The following is a 13,920-nucleotide window of genomic DNA, read 5'->3' as shown; positions in this document are numbered from 1 at the left end:
GTCCCGGCGGAGACATTTGCCATGCATGCCAGCATCCTCAAGTACTTTGTCGAGGTGGCCCGCTGCGGATCGATCCGCAAGGCCGCGCAGAATCTCTATGTGGCTTCCAGTGCCGTCAACCGGCAGATCCTCAAGCTGGAAGCGGAGATGGGCACCGACCTCTTCGACCGGTTGCCCAACGGCATCCGGCTGAACGCCGCGGGCGAGCGCATGCTGCGGCATATCCGCGCGACGCTCAACGACTACCACCTGATGCGTGGCGAGCTGGATGAACTGAAGGACGAGCGCAAGGGCCACCTGACCATCGTCGCGATGGATTCGCTGTTCGTGGACTTCCTGCCCGCCGCGGTCGACGACTTCTCGGAAATGTATCCCGCCGTGACCTATGCGATTGCAGCAGTGACACCTTCCGAGGTCGCTGCCAAGGTCCTGGGCGGCGAATACGACGTCGGCGTGACGTTCATGTCGAAGCTGCCCGCCGGCCTGGAAATCGCCGCGCAGGTGGCATTGCCGCCGGGCGTGGTGATGGCTTCCTCGCACCCGCTTGCAAGGAAGGAGCGGCTGAGCTTTGCCGATTGCCGTGACCACGCGTTCCTTCGCCTGGAGGGGCCGTCGCCACTGCAAGGGGTGGTCTCGCCGCGCTTCGCCGAATTCTGGGACCTGGTGACGCCCAGCGTCGTCTGCAATTCGACCATCCTGCTCAAGCGCCTGGTGGCCTCGGGCCGCGGCATCTCCTTCTTCTCGAAGCTGGCCTTCGCTGACGAGATTGCGAGCGGCGAGGTGGTCTGGCGGCCCTTCGACGAGCCGAACATCAACGCACTGACCGTCGGCATCATTACGCCATGCCAGCGGGCGATGTCCAGCGTCGCAACGGAGTTCGTCAGGGGTCTCGTCCACCGGCTCAAGCAGGTGGAGCTGTCCCTGACGACCTGAGCGACCATCCCGTCTGCGGGATGTGGTCACTATCCAATCAACGGAAACTAATCAGTGAAAAGCCACTACATTGGCGGCCAATGGCACGACAGCACGGACGCCGCGATCAACCTCAATCCATCCGACACCAACGACGTCATCGACCACTACGCGCAGGCGAGCGCGGCGCAGGCCAGGGAAGCCATAGCCGCTGCCCGGCTCGCCGCGCCTGTGTGGGCGCGCAGCACGCCGCAGCAGCGCGCGGATGCGCTGGACCGAATCGGCAGTGAAATCCTGGCCCGGCGGAAGGAACTCGGCTGGCTGCTCGCGCGTGAGGAGGGCAAGACCCTGCCCGAAGGCATTGGCGAAGTCACGCGCGCAGGCAACATCTTCAAGTTCTTTGCCGGGGAGGCGCTGCGCTTGCGCGGCGACAAGCTCGGCTCGGTGCGGCCGGGTGTGGAAATCGAGGTGACACGCGAGCCCGTGGGTACGGTCGGGATTATCGCGCCCTGGAACTTCCCGATGGCCATTCCCGCGTGGAAGATCGCGCCGGCGCTGGCGTTTGGCAACACCGTGGTGTTCAAGCCGGCCGAGATCGTGCCTGGCTGCGCCTGGGCGTTGGCGGAGATCATCAGCCGCGCCGACTTGCCGCAAGGCACCTTCAACCTCGTCATGGGTCGCGGCGCCGAGGTCGGCCAGGTACTGCTGGACGACCCCCGTGTCGACGCCATTACCTTCACCGGGTCGGTGGCCACCGGGCGTCGCGTCGCCCAGGCGGCCGCGCAGCGCATGGCCAAGGTGCAACTCGAAATGGGCGGCAAGAACCCGATGGTGGTCCTCAATGATGCCGACCTCGACATCGCCGTGGACTGCGCGGTGCAGAGCGCATTCTTTTCCACCGGCCAGCGCTGCACGGCGTCGAGCCGGCTGATCGTAGAAGAGGGCGTCTATGCGGCGTTTGTCAGCAAGCTGCAGCGGCGCACCGAGGCCCTGAAGATCGGCCACGCGCTCGAAACCGGCACTGACATCGGACCGGTGGCGAGCGCCGAGCAGCTTGCCCAGGACCTGCGCTATATCGCCATTGGACAGGAGGAGGGCGCCCGCTTGTTGTGCGGCGGTGAACAGGTCGCGCGCGCGACGCCGGGCTATTACCTGACGCCGGCGGTCTTTGTCGACTGCAGCAACGAGATGCGCATCTGCCGCGAGGAAATCTTTGGGCCGGTCGCCACTGTGATCCCGGCCCGCGACTACGAGCATGCGCTTGCGCTCGCCAACGATACCGAGTTCGGTCTAGCTGCGGGCATCTGCTCGACCTCGCTCAAGCATGTGCAGCACTTCAAGCGGCACGCCCAGGCAGGCATGGTGATGGTCAATGTGCCGACGGCCGGGGTTGATTACCATGTGCCGTTCGGTGGCCGCAAGGCGTCCAGCCTGGGCACGCGGGAGCAAGGCAGCTATGCCGCCGAGTTCTATACGGCCGTTAAGACCGCGTATATTGCTGGCTAGAACCGCCGGGTGGGCTGCCGGCGCCAGCCCAGGTCATTGCTAAGTTTGAACGGCTCCATCCTCCGGCGAACTGCCTCGACTTCCCAGCTGGCGGGCCGTTCAAACGTCATTGCGAGACACGTACTGAGCGTTTCTGTAGGCCTCGTTGTGTCTGGGCTTCTAATGCCGAACTCGCATCCGGGCCGCCATTGATTGCCTGGCGTGGCGCGCATTGCATCATTCCGGCTCGATGCCGGCGGCCTTGATCACTTTTGCCCATTTCGCTGTCTCGCTATGCATGAACGCAGCCAACTCTTCTGGCGTCGAAGGGAAGGGTTGGCCACCTGTCCGACTGAAGTGTTCGATTGCTGCAGGCCCCGTCAGCCCCTGTCGAATCATTTGGCTCATACGCGCGACGACAGGCTTTGGCGTATTGGCAGGAAAGAAGGCAGCCACCCACGCCGTCATCTCATACCCCGGCAGGCCGCTTTCCGCCATGGTTGGCACATTGCCGAGCAGGGGATTGCGACCTGATGTGGTCACGGCTACTGCGCGGAGCTTGCCGTTCTGGATCAGCGGCAGCGCTGGGTTGATGTCAGAAATCATGAAATCGACCTGATGCCCCATCAAGTCGGTCAAGGCCTGCGGCACGCCCTTATATGGCACATCCAGCGCAGGCGCGCCGCTCATCATCTTGTAGAGTTCACTGGCTACCCGCGTGGAGGAACTGCCGCTGGAAAAGGTCATCTTGCCTTGCCGGTTCTTTGCCAGTGTGGTCAGGTCTGTCACCTTCTGCACCGGGCTGTCTGACGGCACCACCAGGACCAGTCCACTTTTGGCGATCAACGACACCGGCGCGAAGTCCTTGATCGGGTCATAGGGCAGCTTCTTGAACAGGGACGCATTGGCCGCGTGGGTGGTATTTGTTGTAATGAGCATCGTGTAGCCATCGCCGGGCGCTGTCGCGACGGCCGTCGCCGCGATGAACCCGTTGGCACCGGGACGGTTTTCTACGACGACGGACTGACCGGTTTGTGCAGTGATGGTCTGCGCGATGTAGCGCGCGGTGCTATCCGTGCCACTGCCCGCCGGAAACGGCACCACGACACGGATAGGTTTGCCCGGATACTGGCTCGGGCCAGCGGCCCACACCAATGGCGATGCCGCGCAAGCAGCCGTGAGTCCGGACAGCATGGCGAGCATGCGTCGCCGGGGATATCGCTGGATCATCTTGTCTCCGCCCGCGTCTCGGGATCTGAATGAGTTTCCTTGCCATGCTTTCGTCAGGACAGCGGATCGTGTGCACGAATGACAATCAGCTCTCGCAGGACGCCTTCCGATTCGAGGCTGAGTTCCGCACCGTCGGGAATGTAGACCCACTCCCCAGCTGCGGCGGCGAAGCTCTCTCCATTAATGCGACCGCGGATCGTGCCACTGCGCACGAAGATGACCTGCTCGGTCTCGCCAAGCCTGTGCGGCTCTGCGCTGCCATCCGGATCCAGGTCTACCGTATAGATGTCGAGAAACCGGGAGTTGACGGTCTGCCGTGTGATGACCGGTCTGATTAGCGCGCCACGGTAGTGCGGTAGCGTGATCGCATCAGCGCTGCGAGGAACGTCGAGAACTTCGGCGGCACCAGCCTGAAGGCGCGGATCGTCAGGGCCGCTTGCGAGCACTGCTGCGTTAGGATTTTCGCTATACGGCGGAGCGTAGATCACCATCACCCGTACCGGTTCGTCGCTGATGACCTCGAAGCGATGGAAGACTCCGGCCGCATTGAAGCTCCAGTCGCCTGCGCGCAAGACCTGCTGCTTGCCTGGGAGTTCGCCGAGACCCTCGCCGGCTAGCATCAACGACGCCTGCTCCAGGCCTGGGTGTGCATGCGGCAATGCACCGTTACCCCGCGAAATCGTGCCCAGCAAGACTTCGAGCCGGCGCGCACCGACGGTCTCCTTGCCGATGATGCGCTGGTTCGCCGTTCCCGTGTGGTTGGCCGGTGCGTACGCAGCCACGTCGGCGGCCCTCCGTACAAAGGCTGATGTCATGCGGATGTCTCCTCTATCGAATGGTGAAATAGTGAAATCTGTCGCGCTCAGCGGCGGCTGTCGGGGATGGCGAGCGCCGGGTAGTGCTCGGTTAGCTTGGCTGGCATCTCCACATCCAGGATGAATCGGTCGCCGCGATACCAGAACTGCCCTGCCATGAGCACATTGCCGTCGACGTCCAGCGTCGCTCGGACGATCCGGGCGATTGGTGCCCCGAAGCCATAGGCGAGATCGCGTGCCAGGATATAGTCGGCTGGCTCGACCGTCATGGTTTGCTGCATCATGCCAAGGCGATCGCCTTCGACCTGGCGAAGCAGATGAACGAGCTTGTGGTGCTTTTCGCCGCCAGGCGGAAAGCGCGCAAACACTGACGAGGCGACGTACATCTCGATCAGGCAGAACGGCGTGCCGCCGTGCAAATGCAGCTTGCGCACCATCACATAGCTATCCAGCGGCGTGCCACGCCTGGCCAGACCTGGCCGCAGCGCCACGCCTTTGCGCATTTCGAGGATGCGGATCTCCAACTCGCCGCCGTGGGCCGACTCGTCATTGATGGCCGAGCGCAGCCCTTCTCCGGGTGCTGACGGCTGCTTGATGACGTGGGTGCCACGACCGCGCTGGCTGTTGACTAAGCCCTCTTCCGTCAGCACCGCAAAGGCCTGGCGCACGGTTACCTTGGCGATCCCGTGAGTCTGCGCCAGCTCGTCCACGGTGGGCAGTTGCATGCCCACCGGGTACTCGCCAGAAACGATCTTGTGCCGGATGACGCTGGCGAGTTGCCGATATCGCGTCACGCCGCCTGTACCGTCGTCGGCCAGAGTGACGACCCCGTTGGCTGCCGCGTTGGACGAATTCCGCGTCACGACACCAGCTCCCGTGGCACGCGCACCGGCATGGTAAGCAGAATCTGCGCCATACCCTTGCCCAAGGGATCATTACGCAGCGATGCCATGCCGCCGCCATCGAGTGCCGAGTCGCATACGAAGTTCATAGCCTGGAAGCCGGGCAGATCGTAGCGGGTCACCGGCCCCTTGACCAAGTGACGGAGCCAGTCGGTAACACGGTCAACTGTCACTTGTGCCCGCAGCACGGGCAAATACGCCGGTCGGCGAGCAATCAGCCCGATGTTGGAGGTATCGCCCTTGTCGCCGCTGCGGCCATAAGCTAGCCGTATCAACGGGACTTCTACGGTGTCGTGTTCAGCGAGGTCCGTGCCCGATTGTTCAGCCACTGCAGGCGCCGCGGGCACGATCGGTATTGCAGGCCCACCCAGAGGAATGGTTACGCCACTGCGTACACCGTTTATCACCACCATCGGGGTCAGGGCGCTCTTGTCGAGGAGGAACGCATACTGTCGGATCGACGGCGAGGGACTGGAACGCCCGCCGCTAGAGCCCGTCGTGCCAGGCGCCCAGCTCGTTCCCGCAGCGGCAATCTCCCGCGCAAATATTTCCAGCGCCGCCTTGTCGGGATGCATCACCGCCAGCCGCATCACCGCCTCGCGGGTATGTCGGACGGCAGCGTGCGGCCCAAAGCAGGACTCAGCTCCCAGCACCTCGATCCGGGTGCGACTGTAGTCTGCCCAGCCATTCTCCCGGAAAAGCTCGCGCGTGCGGGCGAGAATCGCCTGCGCCGTACGTTCGGCCTTGGCGACCGCGTCGACGCCGACGATGGAAAGCTGCGCGTTGCAGCGAAAGCCGTCGACGTAGGTGGCGCAGACTTTGTAGGCATTGCCCGGGGCCCGTCCCCGTGCGCCGCTGACCTCGACGAGGTTCGGTGCGGCCTGCCGGAGCGCGACCTGCGTGAAATCGCAGGTGACGTCGGGCAGCAGGTAGTTGGCCGGGTCGCCGATCTCATACAACACCTGCTCGCCCACCGTTGCGGTATTGACCAGTCCCCCGGTGGCGGGGGGCTTGCCGACAAGGAACGTGCCGTCGGCATGGCACTCGACGATCGGATAGCCGATGTTGTGCCAGTCCGGAACGCTTTCCCAGTCGGTATGCAATCCGCCGGTTGCCTGGCAACCGCACTCGATGATGTGGCCGGCCAGACTGCCTTGCGCCAGGCGATCATAGTCGTCCGCCTGCCAACCGAACTCGTGCATCAGCACGCCGAGTGTCACGGCACTGTCCACGCAGCGTCCGGTGATGACGATCTGTGCCCCCTGGTCCAGCGCCTGCCTGATCGGCAACGCGCCCAGATACGCATTGGCGCTAACCACCTTTTCCGGGAGGGGGGCGCCCTTCTGCATGTCTCGAATACCCGCTTCGCGCAGCTGGGGAAGCAGTGGCATCACGTCATCGCCTTCGATCACGGCGATGTTCAGTGCCAGGCCCTGTTCGGCTGCCAGAGTGGCAATGGCCTGGGCACAGCCGTGCGGGTTCATGCCACCGGCGTTGCTGACTACACGGATCCCGCGTGCGGCAATCTCGGCGAGCAGGGTCTTCATTGTCACCGTCACGAAATCGGTGGCGTAACCGAGATCCGGCTTGCGCAATCGGGCTGCGGCCAGGATCGACATGGTCAGTTCGGCCAGGTAGTCGAAAACCAGGTAATCGATATCGCCGTGGCGCACCAGCTGTGGCGCGCCAACGCTGCTGTCGCCCCAGAAGCCGGAAGCCCCGCCAATGCGTACCGTTTTCGTGTTCATTCCCATCTCCCTATCTGCCAGTCCACATGGGCTGGCGCCTCTCGCGGAATGCCAGCTGGCCTTCGCGCGCATCCTCGGTCAGTGCAAAGAGCCCGATCTGGCTTTCCGTGAATGCCATGGACTGCTCGAACGACATGGCTTCCACATGCTTGAGCGTGTACAGCCCGCGGCGGATGGCGGCCGGCGATTTGTTCAGCAGGCGGGCCAGCAACCGGTCCAGCTCGGCGTCGAGATCCTCGCCGACGTAGTTGACCAGTCCGGCGGCGAGCGCTTCCCTCGCCGAAAACGGCTCGCCGCACAGGCATATTTCGGTGAGCCTGCGGCGTGGCACCACGTGCTGCAGCACGCTGAGGACCTGCGCCGGAAACAGGCCTACCTTGACTTCCGGCAGGCCGAAGACAGCGCTTTCGCTCGCAACGGCCAGGTCGCACATCGCCATCAGTCCCATGCCACCCGCCATGCAGGCCCCATTGACGCGCGCAATCAGCGGCACGGTTGACTGCCTGGCGCAGCGGAACAGGTTCGCCATTCCCTGGTAGGGATCGGCGTAATCGAACGTGAAGGATGTTCCGGTCTGCAGATCGGCGCCGGCGCAGAATGCCTGCTCGCCAATGCCCGTAATGATCACAGCGCGGATGTCGGCATCGCGATTGGCGCGCAGGATGCCGTCGCAGATTCCCTGCAGCACTGCCGGCGTGATGGCATTGCGGCGCTGCGGGCGGTTGATGGTCAGGTAGAGTGCCGCATCCCGGACCTCGCACAGCAACTCATCATTCATGGCGGGGTTCTCCCTCGGTGTTTAGCGCTATTGACCCATCCCCCGAGATCCCCGATGCGAACAGCGTATCAATGGCGGTATCGTCGTAGCCGGCCTCACGCAGAACTTCACGGCTGTGCTCGCCCAGCCGGGGCGCATGGCGTCGGCTTGTCGGTGGGGTGCCATGCCATTCGCTGGGCACCGCCATCTCGCGGATACGGCCGACAGCCGGGTGGTGAGATTCGCTGAAGAAGCCGATATCCTGCAAATGAGGATCGTCCAGCAGCGACTCGAACGTGTGCATCGGAAAGACCGGAACATCGGCCTCCTTGAGCAGGATCTGCCATTCCTGGGTGGTGCGCTTGGCCATTTCGTCGCTGACCATGGCATACAGGTCGGTGATATTGGCGGTACGGGTGTTGATGTTGGCTAGGCGCGGATCGGAGCCATACAAGTCCGGCTTGCCAATGACTTTGAGGAAGGCCTTCCAATGATGATCGTGATAGATGAGGCAGCAGACATGTCCGTCCTTCGTCCGGTACGGGCGCCGCTCTGGCGAGAGCAGGCGCGGATAGCCGAAGCCGCCCTTTGCCGGGACGAAGGTCTCGCCATACAGGTGGTCCCCCATCACATAGGGCACCATGGTCTCGAACATCGGGACATCGACACGCTGACCCTTGCCGGTGCTGATGCGCGAATACAAGGCGGCGCAGATCACGCCGAAGGCATAGAGTCCAACCGAGCGATCGGCGATAGTGATTGGCAGATAGCGAGGGCTGTCGCCACTGCCCAGCGAAACGGCCAGCGGCAGGCCGGTCGCGGCCTGGATCAGATCGTCGAAGGCAGCTTGCGGCGCGTACCGGCCCCGCTGCGAAAAGCCGAACATGCCAACATAGACCAGGCGTGGATTGATGGCCGAGAGCGTTTCATAGTCCAGCCCCAGCCGCTGCATGGCCTGTGGGCGCACGTTGTAGGCCAACACGTCGGCATCCCGCACCAGGCGGAGCAGGGCCTCTCGCCCCTGCGGCGCTTTCAGGTCAAGCACGATGCTGCGCTTGTTGCGGTTCAGGCCCAGGAAGAGCGGCCCCAGTTTTTCATCGCCACAGGGACCGATGCCGCGCGTGCTGTCTCCGCCCGGCGCCTCGACCTTGATCACGTCGGCGCCAAGGTCAGCCAGCATCTGGGTGGCTGAAGGCCCCATGAAGACTGACGTGATGTCAACCACTTTCACGCCGGCCAGAGGCCCGTTTGTCTGATCTTTCTTCATTTCCTTTTCATCTCGGTGGGGCGATGTGTGGCGGCTGGCACGAGGGACACCGTTGCCTGCCGACTGGCCGCGACATCCGGCTTGCAACAACAGATCGATCATCGGTCCGTCTCCGGGCTGGCCAGCTCGGGTATCCGCTTCTTGATTTTCGAGATGGTGTGGAGCCTCACCCGCTGCGCCCACGGCCCGTCGATGGTGCGCAGATTCTTGCCCGCAAGATGTGCGAGGCCAAGCTCGTCACTGAGTTTCGCAATAGACGTCTCGACATCGAGCGAGAGGTTGGTGACAAGAACGTCGCCGCCGTGGAAGACGAGGCTGTTCGACCAGAGAAAGCCGATGGGTGCTCCCTTGCGGTCGATGCCGCCGAAGTCGCCGAGCTTGGCGATTACCTGCCCCTTCGTTGGCTCGAGCACCTGAATCTCGTTGGACTGATTGCAGGCGATCCAGAGATTGTCGTGCTCGTCGATGATCAGGCCGTCGGGTCCGCCGCCGATGCGGTTGACGAAGACTTCGGGCGTGCCGGGCTCCAGCGTCGCGCCCGTTACGGGGATCCTGACAACGACGTCATTCGTCGTATTGGCGACGAACAAAGCCGTCTTCTTGTTGTTGAACGCCAGGCCATTGGCGCCGATGGTCGGAGGTATCCGTGTGGGCTTCAGAAGCGCGCTGGTGACCCAGGGGGATGCTTCGCCGCCGTGCGGCCCGACTTTCCAGATGATGCCCTGGTGAGCGTCGGTCACGTAGACGTTCCCCGCAGGATCGAACGTCATCCCGTCGAGACCGGGGTTCTTTCCGGAAACTGTCATGAACACGGACGAGACACCCGTCCTCGGGTCGACGCTCAGGACCTTCGCGCCCAGATAGTCGACGATGAGCAATTGGCCCGTCGCAGGATGGAATCCGAGGTCGAGCAACATTCTGCTAGCGCCCTTGATGCTGACAGTGCGTAAGTGCTTGCCCTGCGGGTCAAACACCACAAGCGTGCCCTCGCTCGTGCTCGGTTTGTTCACCGCTACCGTGACGACGTAGACGTTCCCCTCGCGGTCCACGGTGATGCCCTCGGGATGTGCCTCACCCGCGGGCAACGTGGCAAATGTCTCAACCTTGCCGCGCTCCCACGCTCTTGCGGCTATCGGCGTCGATAGCAACGCGAGCAGAATCAGCGTCGGCAGTATCGGCATACTCGGGGCTTTGATCATTCTCATGTAGCACTCGCTCAATCCTGCGGATCGACAGGTCGTTACTGATTGATCTGATTTGTGTCGTACACGCTGGTCGGTAAGGATCAGAGGAACGGCACCGCGCAGGCCGACGAGCGGCCTGCCTGTCAGTCATCTTTTGTCACTCGATGACGTCGGTGCCGTTGCCGCGGACGTAGGGCACCGGTCCAATGCCGCGCGCCGCGGCGAGAGTCTGGATCGCGTACTGGATCGAGAGCGCGTCATTGAGCGAGTGGAACGTGCCGTCCTCGTTGAAGCTCACTTGCGCGCCTTCGATCCAGGCAATGGTGATCGTGTCCTCGGTGTTGTCTTCCGGGGTGTAGAAGGTGTGCACCGAGCCGCCGGGCTCGTACAGGTAGGAGCCCGCCGTTTGTGGCTGGTCAGGGTACTCGCGGTACTTCCAGCAGCCCTGGATCGTCCACACCTGCGCCGTACCGGTGTGGTAGTGAATTGGCAAGGAACAACCGGGTTCGACGATGGCCATGAAGACCCACTCTCCGCGCTCCGGGTCGAGGCGCAGCGGCTTGATATGGATGCCCGGAAATACATCTTTGATGAGCGGGATCTGCTCGATGTTGACGGTCAGGAGCTTGTCCTGCGGCAGCGCGGGCAGCGGCAGCGGCGCGCCGGAGGACGTGAACGGTTGGGTCGCGGGTCTTGCGGTCATTGTATTGTTCCTTTCACTGGCAAAAATTGAGAGCGGAAACTGTCCTTTGGTGGAACACAAGCGGCAGTCAAACTGGCAATGCACTTCAGGCTGGGGCGGCGGCAAAGCGCCGATGAAGGCGGGCGGCCAGTTCGACGATAAAGCGTGGGCTGTCGTCGGCAGCCCGAATGCACCTAAACTCCTAAAGTTCTAATGATAGGAGTTTAGGGTCCGCAAAAGAAATGTCCACCCGTTGTTTACCCTGAATCCTTTAGCTTTGCTTGCGCTCGCCAGCTTTCCGCCATTGAGGCTCGGTGATGGCGGGTACTGTTTTCAACGCGGAGGCGGGGATATCAATCTCGGAGACGTAACGGTCACCTCGATACCAGGTGACGCCGGCGTACAGAACGGTGCCTTTGCCGTCAAGAAGTCGCCTCGACATCTTTGCGACGGGGGAGGCGAAAGGGATTTTCAGCATGTCGCACAGAGGAAAATCCGCCGGCATCACGGTTGTGCGTTGGCGTACACGCTTGTTTCGCGAACCCTGTTCGTCAAGGACCGCGGCGAGAAGCTTCCTTTTTTTGGCGATGTCCTTGGGCAACGAGTCGAAGACCTGGGCCAACACATAAATCTCCGCATAGCAAAACGGCTCGCTGGAGTAGGTGTGCAGCTTGCGGACGCAGACATAGTCGCCGCTCGACTGATCGCCCGGTCCGAGCAGCGCCTGCGGCACTCGGGCGTCGCGCCGGACTTCAAGGACTTCAAAGCCCAGCGCCTCCGGCGCGGCAAAGGGATCGTTGATTGCCAGTTCGATGTCGCCGGTGGCTGCGGGGACAGCAGCCACGTGGGTGCCGACACCCCGCTGGCTACGGATCAGTCCTTCCTGTGAAAGCAATTCATAAGCCTGCCGGACGGTGACGACGGCCACGCCCAAGTCGGCCGCTAGATGCGTGATCGGCGGCAGTAGCATGCCAAGCGGATACTCGCCCTTTGCGATCCGGTGCCTCAGCAACGAAGCCAGCCGCTGATATTGCGTAACGCCTCGTGCAGCCAATAGCTCTGGGCGTTCTATCCCCGTAGTTTGATCGTCCGCCATTCCAATTGCCCACCATTCAGACAGTGGAGTATGCACCAGAAGAACGGACCAAAGTACGGTGTGTCTTCTCTTGGGGGCTGGAGACTCACTCCTGCCATACGGCTGGCCTCTGTTTCGGCGACGCACGGCCGGCCACGTCGCAGACTCGCCGTGCCGGCCGACATCCACCCGGAACTGGTAAACTCGGCGGCTTCTGGATGGCTATAACCCCAAGATGCCTGCCGCTGTCTCCCCCACCGATCACCGTCCCCGCGTCGCCGCCGAACGACGCGCCCGCATGCGCAAACGGCTGCTGGAAAGCGCGATGATCGTGTTCGCGCAGAAAGGTCTGGGGGCGAGCGTCATTCCGGAAGTGGTCGCTGCGGCGGAAGTCTCGAAAGGCTCGTTCTACAATTATTTCCGCACCAACGAGGAAGTGCTCGCAGGGGTCAGCGAGGAATTGAGCAATGAGATGCTGGCGCTGATCGAAGGCGCCGTGGGCGGGATAGAAGACCCTGCGCTGCGAGTTGCCACCGGCGTCCGATCGTACCTGCATCTGGTGCGGTCCTATCCGGTCGTCGGCCGCTTTCTTTGCAGCGCCGGCCTTAGCCTGGTCGGCAAGGGCAGTGCCATGTTCGACTACCTGCCGCCGGACCTCAAGGAAGGCCAGAAGCGAGGATTCTTCAGCCCCATGCCGGTCGACGCCGCTGTCGACCTGATCGCGGGCACCTGCCTCATTGCCGTGCATCGAATGACTAACAGTCGTACGGCCAAGCGCTATCCGGAAACGCTTGTCGAGGCCATGCTGCGCGGGCTCGGCATCGGCGCAGCCATGGCCCACGCATTGACAGAAGCGCCCATGCCAAAGCTGACAGTACCGCCCGAATCGATGCTGGCCAAGACGCAGGCACGAATGGAGTCCGCAAACGGTGCCTCCGCCTGACTCATCGGCTACGGACAGGGTTGTACGCGGACAGATTCATCTACCGCAATACCAAGGGTAGCGGCCAAGGCCCCGACAAGCTGAGCTTCGTCTCCATCGGGCAACGTCCTCGCGATTTCGTCGGCGGTATGCGAGTCGATCCCTAGTGCGCGCAGCGCCATCGCGGCCGCTTGCTCCGAATAGTCTTCCCGGCTATCCGATTCCTGCATTCTCTGGATCGTGCCCAGCACGGCGCCGACAACGATATTGAGCGCGATGGCCATCGGCATACGCGTGAAGCGCCCTTGTCGGAAGCCCTCCTCGATGTCAGTGCGCACAAACTCCAGCATTTTCGGCCCCTGCTCGCCTGGCCATCCCACATCCACCAGAAAGTCAGCCACGGCTGAGTAGTGCAATGCAAGCCGCGACGCGAGCCGAATGCCGCGTGCCACCAGGCGAGCCGGATCGTCAATTCCGCGTACCAGAGGATCAACGGTGCGGACGATCTGGTTGGCAATCTCAGTGGCCAACTCCCGGATAAGGACATCTGGAGACGCGAAGTACTTGTAAAACGTCCCCCGGGACACCCCTGCCTCCCGGATCACGTCGTCCACCGACATGGCGGCGTGGCCCTTGCTCGCTACCAGCTTCAGTGCACTGTTCAGAAGCCGCCAACGCATTCGCTCGCGACGTTCAGCGCCGACGCGCTGGCGGTGGTCCATGTGCGGCAGCGGACTTTCGACACCTGAATGCTCGTTCGGCGGAACTTCCTGTCGCTCCGCCTCGGTCTTCGATGAGATAGCCGTCTTTGTCATGATGTAGTTATCGTCATTATGAAAGTTTCAACTCCGCGTCGTCTTCTCGTTGCGTCGCGTGATACGCAAGGCTGACATCACACGCCGACCTTGGCGGCCGTACGACGGTGAGACGAAGGTAAAACC

At 62.7% G+C, this 13,920-nt stretch carries 13 protein-coding genes; 3 read left to right on the top strand and 10 right to left on the bottom strand.

Going from position 1 to position 13,920, the window contains the following annotated elements; translation table 11 throughout:
- Window positions 1-21: 21 nt before the first annotated feature.
- Complete coding sequence (locus AC3FNH_RS25000) at window positions 22-933, top strand: LysR family transcriptional regulator (protein WP_488721970.1); 912 nt, start codon at window positions 22-24, stop codon at window positions 931-933.
- Between the two features lie 54 nt (window positions 934-987).
- Window positions 988-2,418, top strand: coding sequence for an aldehyde dehydrogenase family protein (locus AC3FNH_RS24995; protein WP_488721969.1), 1,431 nt, complete (start codon window positions 988-990; stop codon window positions 2,416-2,418).
- Window positions 2,419-2,634: 216 nt separating this feature from the next.
- On the opposite strand, the gene AC3FNH_RS24990 is transcribed toward AC3FNH_RS24995, so the two are convergent.
- The 9 genes from AC3FNH_RS24990 to AC3FNH_RS24950 form a co-directional block, all read right to left on the bottom strand.
- Window positions 2,635-3,627: a Bug family tripartite tricarboxylate transporter substrate binding protein gene (locus AC3FNH_RS24990; RefSeq protein WP_488721968.1), complete on the bottom strand. Its 993-nt coding sequence runs from the start codon at window positions 3,625-3,627 to the stop codon at window positions 2,635-2,637.
- 53 nt (window positions 3,628-3,680) lie between these two features.
- Entirely contained in the window at window positions 3,681-4,442 is a 762-nt protein-coding gene (locus AC3FNH_RS24985; protein WP_488721967.1) for a cupin domain-containing protein, read from the bottom strand.
- Window positions 4,443-4,489: 47 nt separating this feature from the next.
- Window positions 4,490-5,305, bottom strand: a complete 816-nt coding sequence (locus AC3FNH_RS24980; RefSeq protein WP_488721966.1) for a GntR family transcriptional regulator — start codon at window positions 5,303-5,305, stop codon at window positions 4,490-4,492.
- Window positions 5,302-7,092, bottom strand: a complete 1,791-nt coding sequence (locus AC3FNH_RS24975; RefSeq protein ID WP_488721965.1) for an acyclic terpene utilization AtuA family protein — start codon at window positions 7,090-7,092, stop codon at window positions 5,302-5,304. The genes AC3FNH_RS24980 and AC3FNH_RS24975 overlap by 4 nt, the downstream gene beginning before the upstream one ends.
- Window positions 7,093-7,102: 10 nt before the next feature.
- The gene (locus tag AC3FNH_RS24970) at window positions 7,103-7,870 is read right to left on the bottom strand and encodes an enoyl-CoA hydratase/isomerase family protein (RefSeq protein WP_488721964.1); all 768 of its coding nucleotides are present in this window, start codon (window positions 7,868-7,870) and stop codon (window positions 7,103-7,105) included.
- Window positions 7,863-9,116 carry a CaiB/BaiF CoA transferase family protein gene (locus AC3FNH_RS24965; RefSeq protein WP_488721999.1) on the bottom strand — a complete coding sequence of 418 codons (1,254 nt, stop codon included), beginning with the start codon at window positions 9,114-9,116 and terminating at the stop codon, window positions 7,863-7,865. The genes AC3FNH_RS24970 and AC3FNH_RS24965 overlap by 8 nt, the downstream gene beginning before the upstream one ends.
- A 98-nt stretch (window positions 9,117-9,214) precedes the next feature.
- Entirely contained in the window at window positions 9,215-10,321 is a 1,107-nt protein-coding gene (locus AC3FNH_RS24960; protein WP_488721963.1) for an SMP-30/gluconolactonase/LRE family protein, read from the bottom strand.
- 136 nt (window positions 10,322-10,457) lie between these two features.
- Complete coding sequence (locus AC3FNH_RS24955; RefSeq protein WP_488721962.1) at window positions 10,458-11,003, bottom strand: 2,4'-dihydroxyacetophenone dioxygenase family protein; 546 nt, start codon at window positions 11,001-11,003, stop codon at window positions 10,458-10,460.
- 250 nt (window positions 11,004-11,253) lie between these two features.
- Window positions 11,254-12,078, bottom strand: a complete 825-nt coding sequence (locus AC3FNH_RS24950) for a GntR family transcriptional regulator (protein ID WP_276102504.1) — start codon at window positions 12,076-12,078, stop codon at window positions 11,254-11,256.
- Window positions 12,079-12,355: 277 nt separating this feature from the next.
- On the opposite strand from AC3FNH_RS24950, the gene AC3FNH_RS24945 reads away from it, so the two are divergent.
- The gene (locus AC3FNH_RS24945) at window positions 12,356-13,000 is read left to right on the top strand and encodes a TetR/AcrR family transcriptional regulator (RefSeq protein ID WP_488721961.1); all 645 of its coding nucleotides are present in this window, start codon (window positions 12,356-12,358) and stop codon (window positions 12,998-13,000) included.
- Window positions 13,001-13,008: 8 nt separating this feature from the next.
- Here the strand turns inward: AC3FNH_RS24945 and AC3FNH_RS24940 are convergent, their stop codons facing one another.
- The gene (locus tag AC3FNH_RS24940) at window positions 13,009-13,794 is read right to left on the bottom strand and encodes a TetR/AcrR family transcriptional regulator (RefSeq protein ID WP_488721960.1); all 786 of its coding nucleotides are present in this window, start codon (window positions 13,792-13,794) and stop codon (window positions 13,009-13,011) included.
- Between the last annotated feature and the right edge of the window lie 126 nt (window positions 13,795-13,920).

The organism is Cupriavidus sp. 22TCCZM01-5 (assembly GCF_057798915.1).
The sequence above is the reverse complement of the archived record's forward strand: the minus strand, read 5'-3'. Positions and strand labels throughout refer to the sequence as shown.